Genomic DNA, 20,435 nt, shown 5'->3' on the forward strand with positions numbered 1-20,435 from the left:
CAGGCGGACCGATATTACGTGATTATACGTAGATTGGGTGAGTCGCTGTAAGAGTTCGCCCATCGACTTGGCACCCAGCCGCTGCGAACCATGCGCAACAGGGCAAATCGTCCACAGGTTGCCCGAGATTTTCGCTTTTGAATCAATCGTATTGTTGGTGGTGCCCGTACGTTTCTGTTCCAAATCGCGACAGAAAACGATCTACGGAGATTCCCCAATTATCCGTGCTGTCCAAGACTAATTAACGTCTTCTTTACCAAGTCAAACGGTGCCGAAGAGAAAAGCTTCGGAAGGGATCACCAGACTACACTGAGATCTCCTTCCGAGTATTTTCGCCGACACGGCATCGATTGGCTGCAACATGGGGAAGAGGCAGCCGTGTCTTACGCACGCAACAGATCGGGGACAGCCTTCGCAGCAGCGCTTGCCGCTGCCGCCGCGCTTGGACTGCCGCTTGCGACACCCGCTGCGGCCGAGGATATCTCCGCGACCGTCTATGCACCCGGCGACATTCCGCCCGGCAGCGGCGCAGGCACCAGCATCACCCTGACCCCGATCTATGTGCGTGCCTCGGTTGGAGGACGCTGCGGCTTTGCCGAGGCGCAGGCGCCTTTCGGTGAGGTCAACCAAGCCAATTTCGATGTGACCGGCTTTGATGCGACCTTCAACTTCGTGCTCGACTGCTCTGGCCCGGCCCGTGTCGCGGTGGTCTCCAGCAATGGCGGCCTTTACCAGGATACGAGCCTGCCCGCAGGCTATGCCAACATCGCCCCTTATGATGTCGGGCTGGCGCTCGCTGGCGACGACGGCGTGACGGCTGCGGCTAGCTGCGATGCGGCCTCGCTCGCTGCCGGCTCGACCAGTTGCTCGGTCGCCTATGGCGGCGCGGGCGGCACCCAGACCAATTTCACCGGCCCGGCCGACGAGGATACCGGCCTGCTGCTCGATGGTCCTTCGACCTCCGGCGCGGTCTCGAGCATCCGTGTGCTGGCCGGCCCCTATACCGGCGCGAGCGTGCTCGCGAGCGGCACCTACAACGACATTCTTACCGTCACTCTGAGCGCATCGCCCTGAAAATGCGCCCAGAATTCGTTCAATCAATCAGGAAGGCAAGGAGAGTAGATATGAAGTATACTGCAGCAAGCATTGCCGTTCTCGCGCTCGTCGCAGCGGCACAGCCCGCAGCCGCGCAAGATGTGAGCGGCACCGTCACGATCACGGGGACCGTGGGCGACAAGTGCATCGTCACCGACGCGGGTGACGTGCCGGATCCCGATTTCGGTGGATTGATCGAACTCGGCCAACTGGACGACACCGACGGCACGCTGCGCAACATTGCGGCGATCAGCGCATCGAGCGATCTCGACAATCTCGGCTTCCGGGTGGTCTGCACCACGGCAACGCCGAGCGTCTCGGTGACCGCTGCGCCGATGGTCAACCCGGCTGTCACCGCACCGGACGGCTATGCCGACACGGTCCACTTCACCGCCGATGCCAATTTCAGCGTCGTTGGCGGCACCGACACTTTCACCGTCGTCACCGACGGCACCGCGACCGATAGCGGCTCGCTCAGCGCACGTCTCGCGACCGGTCCGGACAATGTCCAGATCGATCTGAGCAACTTCCACACGCCGGATCCCGCCGATGTCCTGACTGCCGGGACCTACACCGGCACGGTCTCGGTCACGATCTCGCCGAACTGATCGCAGCCCGGCTGATCCCATCTCATCCAAGGAGACAAGCGCATGAAACCGCTTTCGACATTCGCCGCCCTGTCGCTTGGCCTGGCGCTGTGCTCGCAAGGGCTGGCTGCCCAGACCGCACCGGCTGAGGGTGAAGTGACGATCATTGGCCGCGTTGCTGATCGCTGCCTGTTCACCGTGCCTTCCAAGGTCATCGATCTCGGCGAGCTGTCGCTGCCGGGCACCGATGGCAGCGCAGGCCGGCTCGATGCAAGCAAGGTCAACGGCGCAAGCGAGACACTGGAAGGCTGGTGCAACGGGACAGCTGCAACAATGACGGTCGAGGCTTTGCCCATCGCCAATGTCAGCTTCACCGCCACCCCGCCTTCCGGTTTCGACCGGGTGGTCAACTACACCGCGACTGCAACTGCAAACGCGGTGGCGGGATCTGACACCTCGGTCACCTCAGGGGCCGGCAGCGCGGTTGCTGTCGGCATGTTCACCGGGCCGATCCCGGTCGCTCTCAGTGCCGCAAGCTCCCCCGGCAGCGGCATCCTTGTTGCGGGCGACTATCAGGGTCTGGTCCGGGTAACGCTGGCGCCTAACGTCAGCTTCGGACAGCCGGAGTAATCCGGTGTCGGCCCCGCACACCCCGAAGGCTCCGGTAAGCGGCATTCCGGTGCTCGCCGCCGTGCTTGCCTGCCTCTGTCCCGCGCCGCTGCTCGCCCAGACCCAGGGCGACAGCGACGAGGGCGAGGTGCAGGTGATCGGTTCGGTCGCGCCGATCTGTATGCTCGGCGAGCCTTCGGAACGCGTGATCGATCTCGGCACGCTGATCGACACCTCGGGGCCGCGTATCGGACGCATGGCGGCGCTCGCACCGCGCAGTGTCACCATGCCGGGCAGCTTCTGCAACTACGCCAACACGATGGTCTCGATCGTGGCCAGCGCCATGACCGAGCAAAGCGGAGCCGCGCTCAACACCGGCTTCAGCCGCACCGTCAACTACCGCGTGGTGGTAGGGCCTTGGGCAGCGGCCGAAGCCGATCTGCTGACCGCCGCCGCAGCCGATGGCAGCGGTCCCGCCGGCAATGCCGCCAGCGCCAGCCAGCCGCTGCCGCAGGTTTCGGACCTGACGATGGATCTTTCGGGCTTTGCCGCCCCGTCGGACGCGCTGCTGGTGGCCGGCGAATATTCCGGGCTGATCACCGTCACGCTCGGCCCTGCCACGCAAATGTGAAGGATAGACCCATGAAACGCCTGCCCATTCTCGCCGCCACCACTGCCATTCTGGTGCTCGCTGCACCGCTTGCCGCGCAGGACAATGGCGGCTCTGCCACCGATACCGAGCAGTTTCAGGTGATCGGCACGGTGCCTGCGCTGTGCTCGGTCGGCATCCCCGACAACAGCGGCGGCGTGTTCGACATGGGCGTGCTGGTCGACACCACCACCGGCCTGCTGCGCACCGATCTTGCTGCGCCCGACAAGCTGCTCGCCGGCGCCTTCTGTTCGGCGCGCAGCACGATCGTGATCGGTGCCACGCCGATGCAGGCGCTCAACTTTGCCGGAACCCCGCCTGCGGGCTTCTCCAGCGCAGTCGATTACACCGCGACCGCGCGCGGCTGGACGGTGACGCCTGCCACCTTCAACACGGCGGCCAGCACCAATCCGGGTGCGACCCAGGTGCGCGCCAGCGCTTTTACCGGCGATATTGCGGTCGGCGTCTCGAACTTTGTCACCGCTGGCGGGGCGAGCCTGCGTCCGGTGGCCGACGACGAATATCTCGGCGAAATCACTGTCACTCTCTCGGCGGCGGAGTAGGTCCGGTGCTGCGCCGCCCCATCCTCGTCTGCGTGCTGGCCGCCAGTCTCGGCGCCTTGCCTGCCGCCCTCGCGGCGCAGGAGGGGGCAGGGCAGGGCGCCACCGCACAGGACAGCGCCGAATTCCTCGTTGCCGGGCGCACGCCTGTGGTCTGCACGCTCACCAGCGGGCCGGGTTCGGGCGATGGCTTCAACAATTTCAGCAGCGCCGACCGCAACGTCTACCGCGTCGACCAGATGATCGATGCCGCAACGCTCTCGACCCGCGCAGCCTCCTTCGAGCTGACCTTGAACGGGGTGTGCAACACCGCGCACCGGATCCGCATGGAAAGCCTCAACAACGGGCTGTGGCAATTGTCCGAAACCCCGCCGACCCGGCCCGCAGGCTTCGGCACGGCGGTGCCATATGACCTCACCGCGCGCTGGACCGATCAGGTGGTGCAGATTTCGGCCGATGCCGCGATCCGCCAACCGCGCGAGCGCAGCGTTCCGATTGCCCGTCCGGCGAGCGGCGATCTGCGGCTGCGGTTCGAGATCCTCGCGGGCGCGACCAACCTGTCGGCCAACGCCCCGATGGTCTCGGGCGCCTATTCCGACACGCTGACGATCATTCTGGAGCCCCAACAATGAGCCCGCGGACCCTGACCCTTGCGGCGGCATCGGGCTGCATGATCGCCGCCATGCTGCCTGCTGCGCTCCATGCGCAGGACCGCGCCAACGGCACCTTCGAGCCCGCCGCCCGCCAGCGCATCGAGGTGGTCGCGACCGCTGCGCCCGCCTGCAACATCGCGCCGGGATCGGTCGCCGGATCGGACAATGCCAGCTTCCAGTCCTCGGGCACCAGCGGCGGAACCGTGGCGATCACCCGCTTTGCCGACCCGCAAACCGCCCGGGCCAACCCGGCCTCGGTTCAGGTCGAGATCCCGGTGGTGTGCAACAGCGCCCACGCGGTCTCGTTGCGCAGCGCCAATGGCGGGATGCTGCGCAGCGGCGGTGCACCCGGCACGGTCGCGGGCTTCATCCAGTTCCTGCCCTACACCGTTGCGCTCGACTGGGTCGGCCAGACGCTCACCGGCACGTCCGACCTGTCCGAACCGCTGCTGCTGGGCGTGCCCAATGCCGGGCAGGGCCTGCTGCGGGTCGATATCGCCATTGCCGGCTCCGACGCGCCGATGGTCGCCGGGGCCTATGCCGACACGCTGCAGATCGAAATCACCGCAGCGAATTGACCGAAACCACGAGAGGAAGGCCTGACGCGATGCGTATCTGGAGAAAGCTGGCACTGGCGGCGGCGATGGCGACAGCGGCGGTGGTTCCCGTCAGCCCGGCCTGGACCATGACCGTCCAACCGGTTGTGATCGATCTGTCTTCGCTCGGCAGCGGCATGTCGCGGGTGGTGACGGTGGAGAACACCTTTGCCACACGCTTGCCGGTCGAATTGCGGATCGAGGAACTGACCTTCGAGAACGGCCAGCTGGTCAACACCCACAAGGATCCTGGTGATCTGCTGGTGTTTCCGCCCCAGGCGCTGATCGAGCCGGGGCAGACCCAGAGCTTTCGTGTCCAGTATGTCGGCGATCCCGAACTGGCGCAGAGCAAGCATTACTACGTCACCGTCGCCCAGCTTCCGGTAAAGCTTGCCGAGGGGCAGTCGGCGATCCAGATCCTCTACAATTTCCAGGTGCTCGTCAGCGTCGCGCCCGCCGCCACGCGTCCGGCGATCGACATCGTCTCGGCGGCGATCGAGACCAACCGCGAAGGCAAGCCCGTGCCTGCGGTGACAGTGTCGAACAGCTCAAGCGCCCATGGCTATCTGTCCAAGGGGCGGCTCAAGATCACCCAGTTCAACGAGGCCGGCGAGCAGGTCTTCAGCCGCTCGATCTCCGGCCCGGAGATGCTCCAGATCGTCGGCTTCGGCCTGGTCGGTGCCAATACCACCCGCACCATCCAGGTGCCGGTGGAGCTTCCCTCAGCAGGAGGACGCGTGGATGCGCGATTCACGCCTGAATAAGCGCCGCGGCCTGCGGTTCGTCCCCTCGTTGCTGGCGCTTGCGCTGGGCACGGCGTTTGCCGCGAGCCCGGCGGTGGCGGCCGATCAGGAGGACCTTGCCGGCAATGCCCGCCCGTCCGAGATCATCCTGCCGGTCAACCGCGGGTCGAGCGCCGAGCCGATCGACCTCAACCCGACCGCGCGCGATATCCGTCTGACCATCTCGGCGGTCGACGGGCCGGTGATCCTTGGCGATGTGCCGGTGGTGGTCACCGCCGATGACCGGCTGCGGATCGCCTCGCGCCGGGTGCTCGATCTGCTCGCCGAGGCGGTCGATGCCGACCGGCTGCGCGCGATCGAGGGCACGATCCTCGTGCCGCGCGAGATCAGTATCGAGGAATTCGAGGCCTCGGGCATCGGGTTGCGGTTCGATCCGCGCAAGCTCACGCTCGAATTTGTCGTGCCGAGCGAGATGCGCGCCACCCGCAACCTGCAGGTCAGCGCGCTGGATCGCGGGCGGATCGGGGATTTTCTCGCGCCCGAGGATTTCAGCGCCTATCTCAATATCCGCGGCGCGCTCGACTATGTCAGCGATGGCCCGCTGACGGGCTTGCAAGAGCCGACCATCTTTCTCGATGGCGCGGCGCGGCTGGGCGATGTGGTGATCGAAAGCGAGGCCTTCTGGCAGCCTGGCGCGAACAATGCGCCCGATCTCCAGCGGCAGGGCACGCGGCTGGTCTATGATGATCTCGACAGCCTGTTCCGCATGACCGCTGGCGACCTCCAGCCGGTTGCGCGCGGGTTTCAGGTCACGCCCAACATGGCCGGGCTCTCGCTGGCGCGCTCCTATAGCGAATTGCGCCCGCAGCAGATCATCCGTCCGCGCGGCAACCGCACCTTCTTGCTCGAACGCCCGGCGACGGTGGAGATCTTCGTCAACGGATCGCTGGCCCGGCGCACCCGGCTCAACCCGGGCAACTACAACCTCAACGACTTTCCCTACACGCAGGGCGCGAACGACATCCGCGTCAACATCATCGACGACAGCGGGCGGCAGGAAACCCTGCGGTTCAACATCTTCCTCGACCAGACGCAGCTCGCCAAGGGCCTCACGGAGTTTGCGGTGCATCTGGGCGTGCAGGCCCCGCTTTCCGCCGACGGGCCGGATTATTCGGATGATCTGGTGTTCACCGGCTTCGTGCGCCACGGCCTGTCCGACGCCCTGACGCTGGGCGGCAATCTCCAGCTTGACGAGAACTCGGCAATGGGCGGCATCGAGGCGGTGTTCGGCACCGCCATCGGCACCTTTGCCAGCAACCTTTCGCTCTCGCATGTCGACAATATCGGCGAGGGCTGGGCGGGGACGGTCTCGTTCCAGCGCCTGTTCCAGCGGCCACAGGGCTTTGCGGATTCGCTCAACCTGTTTGTCGAGACCCGCAGCGCGAAATTCGCGCCGATCTCGGTGTTCCTGCCGGTCAATCCCTTCGCCTTCGAAGTGGGTGGCGGCTATTCGCACGCACTCAGCGAGCGCGCTTTCGTGGGCATCGACGGGCGCTATTCCAAGGCCCGCAACGGCTTTACCGATCAGCATAACTACCGCCTCTCGGGCGGCTACCGCGTCAATGACCGCATCAGTCTCAATGCCGAGGCACGGTACGAGAAGAACAATTTCCGCGACGAGATCAGCGCCTTCGTCTCGGTCAACATCCGGCTTGGCGGCTTCTCCAGCGGACGGGTGCAGTATGACACCCGCGACAACCGCGCGCGCGCCTCGTTCCAGACGCTGACCGGGCAGGGCGTCGGCTCGTTCAACCTCAGCGCCGATATCGAACGCAGCGATTTCGGCAGCGGGTTCAACTTCAACGGCAATTACTATTCGAACATCGGCGAGTTCGGGCTGGCCCATTTCGGCGATTTCGGCGGTGATTTCGGACAGTCGCGCAGCCAGCGCACCTCGCTGCGGATGGCGACTTCACTGGCCTTTGCCGGCGACAGCTTTGCCATTGGCCGCCCGATCTACGACAGCTTCGCGATCATCAAGCCCCACGCCAAGCTGAAGGGCGAGCGGATCCTGATCGACCCCACGATCAACGGCAGGGTGGCCGACACCGATCCGTTCGGTGCCGGGGTGCATCCAAGCCTCAATTCCTATTCGGAACGCACCATCACCGTCGAGGCCCCCGAGGCGCCGGCTGGCACCGACCTTGGCACCGGCACCTTCCGGATCATTCCGCAGTATCGCAGCGGCTACAAGATGATCGTCGGCTCGGAATTCTCGCTCACCGCGATCGGTGTGCTGCTCGGCAGCAATGGTGCGCCGGTCTCGCTGGCGATCGGCAAGATCACCCAGGCGGAGGGCGACGACCCGATCAGCTACGAGGTGTTCACCAACCGCGAAGGCCGCTTCGGCATTCCCGGGCTCGCGCCGGGCAAGTGGCGGCTCGAGATGATGGATGAGGAAAAGACCACGGTGATCATCGCCATTCCGGATACGCCGGAGGCCAATGTGATCCGTCTTGGCAATGTTCGTGCAACGGGAAATCAATGAGATGAACAGATCCGCCGCTCGCTCGCTCGCTTTCGCCGCGCTGGCCGCGCTGGCCACCACGGCCTTGCCCGAAACTGCCTCGGCGCAGACGATTACCTGCGGGATCACCGGCAGCGCAGTTGCGCAGGCGGCGATCTATGATCCTTTCGGCAACACCGGCCTGCCCACGACGCGGGTGACGCTGACGATGCAGCGGATCAATCCAGCCGGCGGCGGGAAGACCGCGTTGGTGGCCTTCTACCTGACCGGTCAGGACGAGGGATCGAACAACGCGATCGTCACTCCGATCAGTGCGGCCGGGTCCGTCACGATCTACGGGACCAACCAGAACATCTTCTACAATTACGGCACGCCCGGGCCGCTCCTCAATCTCGCGACCAACACCCCGCAGGGCTACATGATCGTCGAATTCACCGGCAACAACGCTGCTTCGGACTTCGTAACGGTTGTCTTCGATATCCAGCTGCCACGGAATCTCGATATCCCCGCCAATCCCACGATTGATTTCGACGCCAATTATCATTGCAGCGGGACAGGCGGCGGACAGCCGTTCGAGGATGAGGGCGTGATCCCCAATGCGGTGAGCTTCCCCATCAAGGTGCTGAGCGGGCTTCAGGCGAGCTATTCGGGGCATGTCCTCGACTTCGGCGAGGTCGGCGACAAGACCGATGCTGACATCGCAGCCGATCAGGACAATTACACCAAGAGCGGCTGGGTCAATGTCCGAAGCTCCGGCCCCTACACCGTCGATATGGTGTCGCAGAACGGGTATCTGCTGACCTTCCCGGGAGGCAATCCGGCTGATCCGACGCAGCGCCTGCTCTATACCGCGACTTTCGCCGGTCAGTCGGTCAACAATGCCAGCCCGACCTACACCACGGTGATCTGCTCCCGCGCGACGCTCGACACCAAGCAATTGCCGCTGACCGCCGAGCTCAACGAGGGCGGGACGACCAAAGCGCCGAGCGAGGACTATCAGGACATCATCAGCATCACGCTGGCACCGCTGGCAGGCGGTACTCCGGGCGGGCTCAACTGTCCCGCCTTGTGATGCAGCGCGGCCCGGCTAGGCCTCAGCGCGGAACGATGCGGAAGGCGATCGCCAGGTTGGATGCATCTTCGACCTCGGACAGGTCGATCTGCACGCTACGCGAACGCATCGCCGGACCGGCTTCGGCAGCAAGCGCCGCGGTGCCTTCGGAGCCTAGCTGGATGCTGGTGCCGTCCACCGTCACCACCGCACCGGCAAGCTGCGGCGCATAGTCGAGATAGAGGTTGTAGCCGGCCGCGTTGTTGCAGAATTCGCGCAGCACGCCGAGATCGGCAACACCGCCCGCCACGTTAACGACCGGCGCCTGACCGGTGACATGGCAGCTGACGGCAACATGGCCGCGCAGCTCGACACCATAGGACGAGGCCGTGCTCGGCGAGGCAATCATGGCGGCCGCAAGGCCGAGAGCAGCAAGTTTTTTCATCATCGCATGTCCAATAGGGAAAGACAGCGCAAGGCTATGCCGCCATGCTTGGCGCGGTCTTAAAGTTTAAAGTTAATGGCTTGGTCACAAATTCGGGTGCGCCAAGAACGCCGCGCAAGCAGGCACTTGGTCAGCCCAAATCGCCGAGATTTTTTTTGGTTCCGCCGCCTGCGCCTCGCAAAAGTGCGAGGGCAGGGTGGATCATGCGCATCAGAGCGGCGCCGAACCTGCGCGAACAGGCGGCGTCAGGATGCCGGATTTTGGAAGGAAGTGGCTCCCCGAGTAGGATTCGAACCTACGGCCATTCGATTAACAGTCGAATGCTCTACCGCTGAGCTATCGGGGAGCAACCAGCGGCCAAAACCGCTGGCAGAGGCGCGCCTATATGGGGGGCGCTGGACGATTGCAAGGGTGTTTTAGACCAAACCTGCGTGTCCGCTGGAGCATCGGTCGCACCGCGACCGCAAGCGCGAACGCGCGCCCGCAGCGGGCGCAGCTTGCTGCGCGTATAGCGAGGACCGCACGCCGGAGGGCGTGCGGAAAATCAACCCGTGACAAACTGCTCCGCCACGATCCGCTCTTCGAGGCTCTGGCCCTTGTCGAACAAGAGCGTCAACTCGCGGTCCTGCGCGATTTCGAGCCGGACTTCGGCAATGTCGCGCAGTTCCTTCTGATCGGCCACGGCCGCCACCGGACGCTTGGCCGGATCGAGCACCTTCAGGATGATCTTCATCCGGTCGGGCAGGATCGCCCCGCGCCAGCGCCGCGGGCGGAACGGGCTGATCGGGGTCAGCGCCAGCAGCTTGCTGTCCAAGGGCAGGATCGGGCCATGGGCCGACAGGTTATAGGCGGTCGAGCCCGCCGGGGTTGCCACCAGCACCCCGTCGCATACCAGTTCGTTGATGCGCACGCGGTCACCCACGGTCACTTCGATCTTGGCGGTCTGGCGGGTTTCGCGCAGCAGCGAGATTTCGTTGATCGCGCACATCTCGTGGGTCTCGCCGTCCTGCGTCACGGCCTCGACCCGCAGCGGCGCAATTGTCCAGCGCCGCGCTTTGGCGACCCGTGCCGCAATCGCCGCGCGCTTGTCGTAACGGTTCATCAGAAAGCCGACCGTGCCAAGGTTCATGCCATAGGCCGGGATCACGCGCCGCGCATCGATCATCGCGTGTAGGGTCTGCAACATGAAGCCGTCACCGCCGAGCACCACCACGGCATCGGCCTCTTCAAGCGGCACCCATTCGCCTTGCGCGGCAAGGGTCTCGCGCGCTTCCTCGGCCCGCGGCGTGTCCGAAGCCAGCAGCGCAAGCCGCTGAAAAGGTGTGCCATTGCTCGCCATTCGTCCCCTCCACGGGCGGATGCCCCCCACCAGCCCCACGCCGCCACCATGCCACTTATCCACGGCGCCGTGCTAGCGGTTCGCCCTGATGTGCCAGATTTGGCCAGATTGCAATTGATGGAAGGCAGCCGCACAATCTCGCGCTAAAGGGGGCACAGATGGAGCAGGGCCGGACATCTTTGCGCGGATCGGCGCGCGGCGCCTTTCCCGGCGTTCGCCCCGGCGTGCTGGAGGCCGATCTGCTGCGCGCGCTCGACCGGCGCGAGATCGAAGTGCTGTTCCAGCCGCAATTCGCCTGCGCCTCGGGCGCAGTGACAGGAGCCGAAGCGCTGGCCCGCTGGCGCCACCCGACGCTTGGCGAAATCGGCGCACGCGATCTGTTCGCGATTGCCGAGCGGGCTGCGCTGGTCGCCCCGCTGTCGCGCCATGTGGTGGCCCGCGCGCTGGAGGATGCGAGCCACTGGCCGCACAACCTCACCCTGTCGCTCAACATCACGCCCGAAGAACTGGGCGACCCGCGCTTCGCCGCCGATTTCGCCGCGCTGATCGGGCAGTCCACCATCGCTCCGCAGCGGCTGATGCTGGAGATCACCGAGGATCTGCTGCTCAGGAACCTCGCCCAGGCAGCGAGCGCATTGAAGGCCCTGCGCGGACTCGGCTTCCGCACGGCCCTCGATGATTTCGGCGCGGGGTTCTGCAATTTCCGCTATTTGCGCGAGCTTCCGCTGGATGCGTTGAAGCTCGACAAGGTGATGGTCGAGGGCGTGCCGGGCGATCCCACCGCGCTCGCGGTGTTCCGCGCGATCGTGCAGCTCGGCAAGGCGCTGGGCCTTGCGATCTATGCCGAGGGGATCGAGACCGAAATCCAGCGCGCTGCGATCACAGCCGAGGCTTGCGACTACTGGCAAGGCTTCCTGCGCGCCCAGCCGATGCCGAGCGATGCCGTGCTGGCGCTGGCCCGCACGGCGCGGGGCATGGGGCACGGGTAGGGGAAGGCGGCATCATTCGGTTGCCCGCCGCAGCGACTTTCGGCAAGGTCGTGCTGTGAAGCTCTTCCACAATCCGATCCGTCTGGTGCCGAGCCTGTTTCTGCTCGCCATTGCGATCGGGACCGCACTGCTCAGCCTGCCGATTGCCACCGCAGACGGCGTGCGGGCGCCGTTCCTCACTGCGCTGTTCACCGCCACATCGGCCGTGGCAGTGACTGGGCTGGTGGTGGTCGATACCGGCTCCTATTGGTCGCCATTCGGACAGGTCGCGATCCTGCTGATGTTCCAGATCGGCGGGCTCGGGATCATGACGGCCGCGACGCTGTTCGGTATCATTGCCGGGCGCAGTTTCGGGCTGCACGAACGCCTCGCCACGCAAGTGGAGCGCGGGCGGCTGGAACGCGGCGATGCACTTTCGGTGCTGAAGCTCGTCATCGGCGTGACGCTGGCGGTGGAGGCGGCGGTTGCGCTGGTTCTCGCCATCCGCATGGCTGCGGCCTATGACATGGGCCTTGGCATGGCGCTGTGGAACGGGGTGTTCCATGCCGTCAGCGCCTTCAACAACGCCGGCTTTTCGACCCATGCCGACAGCGTGATGGGCTACCAGAGCGATCCGCTGATCCTCATCCCGATCATGGTGGCGATCACGCTCGGGGCCATCGGCTTTCCGGTGATGCAGGACCTGCGCGACAAGCGGTTCGACTGGCGGCGCTGGTCGCTCCATTCCAAGGTCACGATCTATGGCTCGGCGGCGCTGCTGGTGCTGGGCTTCGTCGCGATCCTGGCGATGGAGTGGAACAATGCGCAGACCCTCGGCCCGATGGCGCTGGGAGACAAGGCGCTGAACGCGGCGTTCCACTCGGTCATGCCGCGCACGGCGGGCTTCAACAGCCTCGATGTGGGCGCCTTCCGCGAATCGACCCTGATGGTGAACTACCTCCTGATGTTTATCGGCGGCGGCAGTGCGGGCACGGCGGGCGGGATCAAGGTGACGACCTTCATCGTCCTGTTCGCGATTGTGCTGGCCGAAGTGTTTGGCCGGCGCGATGTCGGGCTGTTCGGCCGCCGGTTCGGGCACGAGGTCGAGCGGCAGGCGCTGACCGTCACCGTGCTCGCCGCATCGTTGGTTTTCGCGGCGACCACCTATATCGTCTCGATCACTACCCTGCCGCTGGCCGAGGTGCTGTTCGAATGTATCTCGGCGTTCGCAACGGTCGGCATGTCGACCGGGATCACTGCCGATCTGCCACCGAGCGCGCAGGTCGTGATTGCGGCTCTGATGTTCATCGGCCGGGTCGGCATGATCACCTTTGCCACGGCGCTGGCAATCGGCAGCCATCCGCAGCTTTACCGCTATCCCAAGGAGAACCTCATTGTCGGCTGATATGCGCAAACCCGTTCTGGTGGTGGGGCTTGGCCGGTTCGGCGGGTCGGTTGCCCGCCGGCTTGCCAGCATGGGCACCGAGGTGATGGGGGTCGATTGTGACCCCGAACTGGTGCAGGATCATGCCGAACACCTGACCAAGGTGGTCGAGGCGGATTGCACCGATCCTGCCGTGTTGCGCCAGCTGGGCGCGGGTGATTTCGCAACGGCAGTGGTCGGCATCGGCACCGACGTCGAAGCCAGCGTGCTGACGGTGCTGGCACTGGCGGACATGGGCATCACCAATATCTGGGCCAAGGCGAGCAACGCCAATCACGCCCGCATTCTGGAACGGATCGGCGCGACCCATGTGGTCTTCCCCGAGGAGCGCATGGGCGAGCGTGTGGCGCATCTGCTCAATGAACGGCTGCTCGACTTCATCGCCTTCGACGACGAATTCGCCATCGCCCGCCTCAGTGCGCCAGAGCCGATCATCGGTCTGCCGCTGGTCACCAGTGCGTGCCGCAAGAAGTACAATGTCACGGTTGTCGGCGTGAAACGCGCGGGCGAGGCGTTCATCCACGCGGTGCCCGACACGATCATCTTCCCCGATGACGAACTGGTGGTCTCGGGCAAGATCAAGGATATCGAACGCTTCTCGGCGATCTGACCGCTTACGCCGCCTTCTTCGCTTTTGCGGCTTTCTTCACGATCCCCGAGAGCCCCTTGGTCAGCTGGAACAGCCCGTTCAAACGGCTGAGCGGATCGCCCCAGGCACGGTTGATCACCAGCTTCATGTCAGGGCGCAGCTTGGCGGTATCCTTGCCGCCTTCGTTGAGGCGCGCGACATAGGCGATGAGGCCTGCCGGATCGGGGAAGTCGTCCTTGTAGAACGCCACCAGCGTGCCGCGCGCGCCCACATCGATCTTGGCGATATTGGCGGTGATCGCCTGATGCTTGATCTCGATGAGGCGGATGAGGTTCTTGGTGGCTTGCGGCAGATCGCCGAAGCGGTCGATCATTTCGGCAGCAAGGCTCTCGATCTCGTTCTGCCCCTCGGCCTGGTTCAATCGGCGATAGAGCGCCATGCGCACAGTGAGATCGGGGACGTAGTCCTCCGGGATCATGATCGGCGCATCGACCGTGATCTGCGGGGTGAGCTTGTCCGAGGGGCGATCCAAACCCATCTCGCCCGCCTTGGCCGCCAGAATCGCCTCCTCCAGCATTGCCTGATAGAGCTCGAAGCCGACTTCGCGGATATGGCCCGATTGCTCGTCGCCCAGCAGGTTGCCCGCGCCGCGAATGTCGAGATCGTGGCTCGCCAGCTGGAAGCCTGCGCCAAGGCTGTCGAGATCGCCCAGCACCTTCAGCCGCTTCTGGGCCACTTCCGAAAGCGCCACGTCCTTCTCGTGGGTGAGATAGGCATAGGCGCGCAGCTTGGCCCGGCCCACGCGCCCGCGCAGCTGGTAGAGCTGGGCGAGGCCGAAGCGGTCGGCGCGGTGGATGATGATGGTGTTGGCGGAGGGAATGTCGAGCCCGCTTTCGACGATCGTGGTCGAGAGCAGCACGTCATACTTGCGATCGTAGAAGGCACCCATCCGGTCCTCGACCTCGCCGGGGCTCATCTGCCCGTGGGCGGAGACGGACTTCACTTCCGGAACGTTTTCGCGCAGCCATTCCTCGACATCGGCCATGTCCGAGATGCGCGGCACGACGATGAAGCTCTGCCCGCCGCGGTGATGTTCGCGCAGCAGCGCCTCGCGGATCACCATGTCGTCCCACTCCATCACATAGGTGCGCACCGCAAGGCGATCGACCGGCGGGGTCTGGATGGTGGAGAGTTCGCGCAGGCCGCTCATCGCCATCTGCAACGTGCGCGGGATCGGCGTGGCGGTGAGGGTGAGGACGTGGACGTCGGCGCGCAGCTGCTTCAGCTTTTCCTTGTGGGTGACGCCGAACCGCTGCTCCTCGTCGACGATCACCAGGCCGAGGTTCTTGAACTTCGTGGTCTTGGACAGGATCGCATGGGTGCCGACCACAAGATCGATCTGCCCGCTTTCCAGTCCCTCTCGGGTCTCGGCGGCTTCCTTGGCGCTGACAAGGCGCGAGAGGCGGCCGACCTTCAGGGGAAAACCCGCGAAACGCTCGGCAAAGTTCTGGTAGTGCTGCCGGGCGAGCAGCGTGGTGGGGGCGACGACGGCAACCTGTTGGCCGGCCATGGCGGCAACGAATGCGGCGCGCAGAGCGACTTCGGTCTTGCCGAAGCCAACGTCGCCGCAGACGAGCCGGTCCATCGGCCGGCCGCTTTCGAGGTCACCCAGCACATCGCCGATGGCGCGTTCCTGATCCTCGGTCTCGGCCCAGGGGAAGCGGTCGACGAACTGGTTGAGGCTGGCATCCTCCGCCGCCAGCACAGGCGCCTGCCGCAAGGCGCGCGCGGCGGCGACCTGCATCAGCTCGCCGGCAATCGCGGTGATGCGCTCCTTGAGCTTGGCGCGGCGGCGCTGCCATGCCTCGCCGCCCAGCCGGTCAAGCGCGACGGCGTGTTCGGACGAGCCGTAGCGCGTTAGGACGTCGATGTTCTCGACTGGAATGAAAAGCTTGTCGCCGCCCGCATATTCGAGCGCGACGCAATCGTGCTGGCTCTTGCCGACTGGAATGGCTTCGAGGCCCAGATAGCGCCCGATGCCGTGTTCGACATGGACCACCAGATCGCCGCGCGACAGCGCCTGAAGTTCGGCGAGGAAAGCGTCGGAATCCTTGCGCTTCTTCTTGCGCCGCACCAGCCGGTCACCGAGTACGTCCTGCTCGGTGAGGAGTTCGAGCGCCTCGCCCGCAAAGCCCGTCTCGAGCGGCAGCACCACCACCGCGACCTTGGCTTTTGCAGCAAGGCCGAGACCCTGCTGCCAGCTTTCCGCCACAGCGGTCGGCGCGCCGGCCTCTTCTAGGATCGAGGCGATGCGCCGCGCGCTGCCGGTGGAATAGGCGGCGAACAGCGGCTTGCGGCCCGCCTTGGCAACCGCCTTCAAGTGTGCGGCGGCGGCTTCGTAGACGTTCTCGCCCCGCCCGCGTTCAGGCGAGAAATCGCGGGCCGAACGGAAGCCGAAATCGATCGTGCCAGCGCCCGCTTCGGCGGCAAAGCCGGTGGCGCGGTGGGCCGGGGCCTTGGCGAGGCCCGCATCGAATTCGGCGCGGGTGAGATAGAGCGCGTCCGGCGAGAGCGGTCGGTAGCTTCCCTTGCGCTCGCTGGCGATGCGGCCGCGCTGTTCGTGATAATCGGTGATATCCGAAAGCCGCTCCTCCGCCGCGCCCAGCGCGCTCTGGTCGATCACGACCAGATCATGGGGCGCAAGGTGATCGAACAGGCTCGCCATCCGCTCCTCGAACAGCGGCAGCCAGTGCTCCATCCCCGCCAGCCTGCGCCCGTCCGACACGGCCTCGTAGAGCGGGTCTTGCGTGGCATGGGCGCCGAACATTTCGCGGTAGCGGGTGCGGAAACGCTTGATGCTGTCCTCGTCCACCAGCGCTTCGGACGCGGGTAGCAGCAGGTGGCTGTCGATCCGTTCCACCGTGCGCTGGGTGGCGGGATCGAACAGGCGCAGGCTCTCCAGCTCGTCGCCGAAGAAATCGAGCCGCAGGCCATTGTCGAGCGAGGAGGGGAAGATGTCGACGATCGACCCGCGCACCGCGAATTCGCCGTGATCGATTACCGTGTCGGTGCGGCTGTAGCCCTGCCGGGTGAGCAGCGCGGCAAGGCTCTCGTGCCCGATCTGCGTGCCGACACGAAACTCGCGCACGGATTCGCGCACACGGAACGGCGTGAGCACGCGCTGGAGCACGGCGTTGACGGTGGTGAGCAGCAATTGCGCCGAGGCGGCCGGGTTCTGCAATCGGTGCAGCGCGGCCAGCCGCTCGGCACTGATCGAGAGCGCAGGGCTGGCGCGGTCATAGGGCAGGCAGTCCCATGCCGGAAACTCGATCACCTCGACTTCGGGCGCGAAGAAGCGCGCAGCCTCTCCCGCCACGCGCATCGCCGCTTCATCGGGCGCGATGAACACCGCGCGCTGCCCGCCCTTTATCCCCTGCGCCGCGCGCGCGAGATCGGCCAGCACCAGCGGCAGGCTCCCGCGCGGCAGCGAGGACAGGGTCAGCGGCTCACGGGTGGCAAGGATGCGGTTCAGATCGGGCATTGGTTTCCATCAAGCATCGCTTGGCCCAGCGGTTCCCGCCGGACGTGCGGTGCCCGGCCCCTAGCGCGGAATGTCGACGTAATCGAGCTTCTGCATCACCGTCAGCAGATCGCCCGCGATATGCGCCGGCGGCACGGCGGTGCCGAGCGCCCAGGCCATGACATCGACATCGTCTTCATCGAGCAGCGCTTCGAACCATGCGAGTTCCGCCTCGGCCCAATTGGCATGATAGCGGTCATAGAAGCCGCCGATCATGTAATCGGCCTCGCGCGTGCCGCGGTGCCAGGCGCGGAACTTGGCGCGGGCGAGGCGCTGGGCAAAGGAGGGCGTGTCACTCATGGGGCGCATCTAGCCACAGGTCTTCGCCGCTTCAACTCGCAATGACGCTGCCCAAGTGATAGCGAAGGCCCATGCGCCCCGAGGCTCTCAATCCGCTGTTTGCCGAAGTCCAGACGCTGGAAGGCGTCGGGCCGAAGCTGATGAAGCCGCTTGAGAAGCTCGGCCTGACGCGGGTCAAGGATCTCGCCTACCACCTGCCCGAACGCTTCGTCACCCGCCGCGCGATCGCCGATCTCGATAGCGCGAGCGAGGGCGAGCAGGTGATCATCGCGCTCACGCCGGTGGAACACCGCGCGCCGCGTGCCGGCAGCCGCGGGCCATACCGCGTGCTGGCGCAGGACCGTGCGGGCAATGTCTGTTCGCTGAGCTGGTTCGGCAAGGCGGCTTATTCGGCGAAGAAACTGCTCCCCGTGGGCGAGACGCGGTGGGTGGCCGGGCGGCTCGATCGCTATGGCGACATGCTCCAGATCGTTCACCCCGACCATATCGAGGAGGCGAGCGCGGCGCAGATGGAGCGGCTGTCCGAACCGGTCTATCGCCTGTCCGAAGGCCTCACCCAGCCGCGCATTGCGGCACTTGCGCATCAGGCGCTGGCGCGGTTGCCCGAGCTGCCCGAATGGATCGAACCCGGCCAATTGGCGCAAACCGGCTGGCCCGCCTGGCGCGCGGCGCTGCTGGCGGGCCACGAGAGCACCGAGGAAAAGGCGCGTGACCGCCTCGCCTATGACGAATTGCTGGCGAACAGCCTCGCGCTGCTGCTGGTGAAAGCCGAAGGGCGCCGCCGCAAGGGGCAGGCGCTGGCCGGTGACGGGAGCCTGCGCGCCAAGCTGCAATTGCCCTTCGGCCTCACCGGCGCGCAGGCGCGCTCGATTGCCGAGATCGAGGGCGACATGGCGCAGGAGGCCCCGATGCTGCGCCTGCTGCAAGGCGATGTCGGCGCGGGCAAGACCGTGGTCGGCCTCAATGCCATGCTGATCGCGGTCGAGGCGGGCAAGCAGGCAGCACTTCTCGCCCCGACCGAAATCCTTGCGCGCCAGCATTTCGAGACACTGCGCAAGCTCGCCGCGCCTACGGGTGCCGAAGTCGCGCTGCTCACGGGCCGGGCCAAGGGCCGCGAGCGCGAGTCGATCCTGATGGGCCTGCTCGATGGCTCGATCGACATTCTGGTCGGCACCCATGCGATCTTTCAGGAGAGCGTCACCTACCGCGATCTCGGCCTCGTGGTGATCGACGAGCAGCATCGCTTCGGCGTCGCGCAGCGGCTGGCGCTCGCCGCCAAGGGTCGCCGCGCGCCGCATACGCTCGCGATGACCGCAACCCCGATCCCGCGCTCGCTGACGCTGGCGCAATATGGCGAGATGGATGTCAGCCGCCTCGACGAATTGCCCCCGGGGCGGCAGGCGATCGACACCCGCGTGGTGCCGCAGGAGCGGATGGGGGATGTCGTAGAAGGCCTCGCGCGGCATCTGGCGGGCGGGCAACAGGCCTATTGGGTGTGCCCGATGGTGCGCGATAGCGAGGTGGCCGATATCGCCGCCGCCGAAGCGCGCTATGCCGCGCTGAAAGAGCGCTTCGGCGAGGATATCGTGCTGGTCCACGGCCAGCTGCGCCCCGAGGTGAAGGACGCCAACATGGAGCGTTTCGCCAGCGGCAGGGCGAAGCTGCTGGTTGCCACGACAGTGATCGAAGTCGGCGTGGATGTGCCCGCGGCGACGCTGATGGTGATCGAACAGGCCGAGCGTTTCGGCCTCGCCCAGCTGCACCAGCTACGCGGCCGGGTGGGGCGGGGCGCAGAGAAATCCGTCTGTCTGCTGCTGCGCGGAGGCGAATTGTCCGAGACGGGCCGCGCGCGGCTGGCGCTGATGCGCGAGACGCAGGACGGGTTCCGCATTGCCGAGGAAGACCTTGCCCTGCGCGGCGGGGGCGAGCTGCTCGGCACGCGGCAATCGGGAGAGGCGGCGTTCCGCATTGCCAGCCTCGATCAGGTGCAGCGCCTGCTGCCCGCTGCCCATGCCGATGCCCGTCTGCTGATGGAGCGCGACGGCGGCCTTACCTCCCCGCGCGGCGAGGCGGCGCGGTTGCTGCTCTATCTGTTCGAACGGGACTGGGGCGTGCAGCTGCTGCGGGGCGGCTAGAGCCGGACTGCAACGCCCTCTTCGACAAAGCGGCGGGCCAGCGCTTCGGCCGCTGCCGAGATTTCGTCCCACACCTCGGCAAACAGGGCTTCGTCACCGTAATAAGGATCGCGCACCTGCGCGCCCTCGCTGCCCTCCAGCGCGTCCATCAGCATGGCGATATTGGCGGTGGCATCGCGCGGCGCCTGCGAACGGACACCGGCGAGATTTGCCTCGTCCATTACGATGATATGGGTGAAGCGGTAGAAATCCTCGCGCGCGATCTGGCGGGCGATCTGCACGGTGATGTCCACGCCATTGCTGTGCGCAGTGGCAATCGCGCGCGGATCGGGCGGGTTGCCGATGTGGTAGGTCGCCGTTCCGGCCGAATCCACATCGCACTCCAGCCCGTGCCGCGCTGCCGCCGCACGAAACGCGCCTTCAGCCATCGGTGACCGGCAGATATTGCCAAGACACACGAACAGCACAGCGATTTGATGGTGTCCCCTCCCATGCATGGCTGCGGCCTATAGCAGAAAACGAGCGGCAGAAAAGATTGAACTTTTTCAGACATTGTCGTGCTTTA

At 65.6% G+C, this 20,435-nt stretch carries 19 protein-coding genes and 1 tRNA gene; 14 read left to right on the plus strand and 6 right to left on the minus strand.

Features of this window, described 5'->3' with window-relative positions:
- Nucleotides 1-378: 378 nt before the first annotated feature.
- From RSE14_RS01145 to RSE14_RS01190, 10 genes are read left to right on the plus strand one after another with little or no spacing between them, the layout of a single operon-like run.
- Entirely contained in the window at nucleotides 379-1,074 is a 696-nt protein-coding gene (locus RSE14_RS01145) for a hypothetical protein (RefSeq protein WP_324075397.1), read from the plus strand.
- A gap of 50 nt (nucleotides 1,075-1,124) precedes the next feature.
- Nucleotides 1,125-1,703, plus strand: coding sequence for a hypothetical protein (locus RSE14_RS01150; protein ID WP_324075399.1), 579 nt, complete (start codon nucleotides 1,125-1,127; stop codon nucleotides 1,701-1,703).
- 42 nt (nucleotides 1,704-1,745) lie between these two features.
- Nucleotides 1,746-2,312: a hypothetical protein gene (locus RSE14_RS01155; RefSeq protein WP_324075401.1), complete on the plus strand. Its 567-nt coding sequence runs from the start codon at nucleotides 1,746-1,748 to the stop codon at nucleotides 2,310-2,312.
- Nucleotides 2,313-2,316: 4 nt separating this feature from the next.
- Entirely contained in the window at nucleotides 2,317-2,922 is a 606-nt protein-coding gene (locus tag RSE14_RS01160) for a hypothetical protein (protein ID WP_324075403.1), read from the plus strand.
- A gap of 11 nt (nucleotides 2,923-2,933) precedes the next feature.
- Complete coding sequence (locus tag RSE14_RS01165) at nucleotides 2,934-3,503, plus strand: hypothetical protein (protein WP_324075405.1); 570 nt, start codon at nucleotides 2,934-2,936, stop codon at nucleotides 3,501-3,503.
- A 5-nt stretch (nucleotides 3,504-3,508) separates the two neighbouring features.
- A complete protein-coding gene (locus RSE14_RS01170) occupies nucleotides 3,509-4,132 on the plus strand; it encodes a hypothetical protein (protein WP_324075407.1) in 624 nt (207 codons plus the stop codon).
- Nucleotides 4,129-4,731 carry a hypothetical protein gene (locus tag RSE14_RS01175; RefSeq protein ID WP_324075408.1) on the plus strand — a complete coding sequence of 201 codons (603 nt, stop codon included), beginning with the start codon at nucleotides 4,129-4,131 and terminating at the stop codon, nucleotides 4,729-4,731. The genes RSE14_RS01170 and RSE14_RS01175 overlap by 4 nt, the downstream gene beginning before the upstream one ends.
- Nucleotides 4,732-4,760: 29 nt before the next feature.
- The gene (locus RSE14_RS01180; protein WP_324075410.1) at nucleotides 4,761-5,513 is read left to right on the plus strand and encodes a fimbria/pilus periplasmic chaperone; all 753 of its coding nucleotides are present in this window, start codon (nucleotides 4,761-4,763) and stop codon (nucleotides 5,511-5,513) included.
- On the plus strand, nucleotides 5,491-8,040 hold the full coding sequence (locus tag RSE14_RS01185) for a fimbrial biogenesis outer membrane usher protein (protein ID WP_324075412.1): 2,550 nt from the start codon (nucleotides 5,491-5,493) through the stop codon (nucleotides 8,038-8,040). The genes RSE14_RS01180 and RSE14_RS01185 overlap by 23 nt, the downstream gene beginning before the upstream one ends.
- Before the next feature lies 1 nt (nucleotide 8,041).
- On the plus strand, nucleotides 8,042-9,091 hold the full coding sequence (locus tag RSE14_RS01190; RefSeq protein ID WP_324075414.1) for a hypothetical protein: 1,050 nt from the start codon (nucleotides 8,042-8,044) through the stop codon (nucleotides 9,089-9,091).
- A 22-nt stretch (nucleotides 9,092-9,113) separates the two neighbouring features.
- Here RSE14_RS01190 and RSE14_RS01195 read toward each other — a convergent pair whose 3' ends face one another.
- From RSE14_RS01195 to RSE14_RS01205, 3 genes are all read right to left on the minus strand, one after another.
- Nucleotides 9,114-9,518, minus strand: coding sequence for a hypothetical protein (locus RSE14_RS01195; RefSeq protein WP_324075415.1), 405 nt, complete (start codon nucleotides 9,516-9,518; stop codon nucleotides 9,114-9,116).
- A gap of 268 nt (nucleotides 9,519-9,786) precedes the next feature.
- Nucleotides 9,787-9,861: transfer RNA gene (locus RSE14_RS01200), tRNA-Asn, on the minus strand.
- Between the two features lie 198 nt (nucleotides 9,862-10,059).
- Nucleotides 10,060-10,854, minus strand: coding sequence for an NAD kinase (locus tag RSE14_RS01205; protein ID WP_324076956.1), 795 nt, complete (start codon nucleotides 10,852-10,854; stop codon nucleotides 10,060-10,062).
- A gap of 158 nt (nucleotides 10,855-11,012) precedes the next feature.
- Here RSE14_RS01205 and RSE14_RS01210 point away from each other — a divergent pair, with 158 nt between their 5' ends.
- The 3 genes from RSE14_RS01210 to RSE14_RS01220 are packed head-to-tail and all read left to right on the plus strand — an operon-like array spanning nucleotide 11,013 to nucleotide 13,876.
- The gene (locus RSE14_RS01210; RefSeq protein ID WP_324075417.1) at nucleotides 11,013-11,843 is read left to right on the plus strand and encodes an EAL domain-containing protein; all 831 of its coding nucleotides are present in this window, start codon (nucleotides 11,013-11,015) and stop codon (nucleotides 11,841-11,843) included.
- A gap of 55 nt (nucleotides 11,844-11,898) precedes the next feature.
- On the plus strand, nucleotides 11,899-13,227 hold the full coding sequence (locus RSE14_RS01215) for a TrkH family potassium uptake protein (RefSeq protein ID WP_324075420.1): 1,329 nt from the start codon (nucleotides 11,899-11,901) through the stop codon (nucleotides 13,225-13,227).
- Nucleotides 13,217-13,876 carry a potassium channel family protein gene (locus RSE14_RS01220; RefSeq protein WP_324075421.1) on the plus strand — a complete coding sequence of 220 codons (660 nt, stop codon included), beginning with the start codon at nucleotides 13,217-13,219 and terminating at the stop codon, nucleotides 13,874-13,876. The genes RSE14_RS01215 and RSE14_RS01220 overlap by 11 nt, the downstream gene beginning before the upstream one ends.
- Before the next feature lie 4 nt (nucleotides 13,877-13,880).
- Here RSE14_RS01220 and mfd read toward each other — a convergent pair whose 3' ends face one another.
- Both mfd and RSE14_RS01230 read right to left on the minus strand, forming a co-directional pair.
- Nucleotides 13,881-17,396 (minus strand): transcription-repair coupling factor, encoded by a 3,516-nt coding sequence (gene mfd / locus RSE14_RS01225; protein ID WP_324075423.1) that lies wholly within the window; start codon nucleotides 17,394-17,396, stop codon nucleotides 13,881-13,883.
- A 60-nt stretch (nucleotides 17,397-17,456) separates the two neighbouring features.
- Nucleotides 17,457-17,735, minus strand: coding sequence for an FAD assembly factor SdhE (locus tag RSE14_RS01230; protein ID WP_324075425.1), 279 nt, complete (start codon nucleotides 17,733-17,735; stop codon nucleotides 17,457-17,459).
- A 71-nt stretch (nucleotides 17,736-17,806) separates the two neighbouring features.
- Between RSE14_RS01230 and recG the strand changes: the two genes are divergently transcribed.
- Nucleotides 17,807-19,870, plus strand: coding sequence for an ATP-dependent DNA helicase RecG (recG, locus tag RSE14_RS01235; protein ID WP_324075427.1), 2,064 nt, complete (start codon nucleotides 17,807-17,809; stop codon nucleotides 19,868-19,870).
- Here recG and RSE14_RS01240 read toward each other — a convergent pair.
- The gene (locus RSE14_RS01240) at nucleotides 19,867-20,367 is read right to left on the minus strand and encodes a low molecular weight protein-tyrosine-phosphatase (protein WP_324075429.1); all 501 of its coding nucleotides are present in this window, start codon (nucleotides 20,365-20,367) and stop codon (nucleotides 19,867-19,869) included. The two genes, recG and RSE14_RS01240, sit on opposite strands and share 4 nt — an antisense overlap.
- Nucleotides 20,368-20,435: the final 68 nt, after the last annotated feature.

Source organism: Erythrobacter sp., from assembly GCF_035194505.1.
Lineage (GTDB): Bacteria > Pseudomonadota > Alphaproteobacteria > Sphingomonadales > Sphingomonadaceae > Erythrobacter.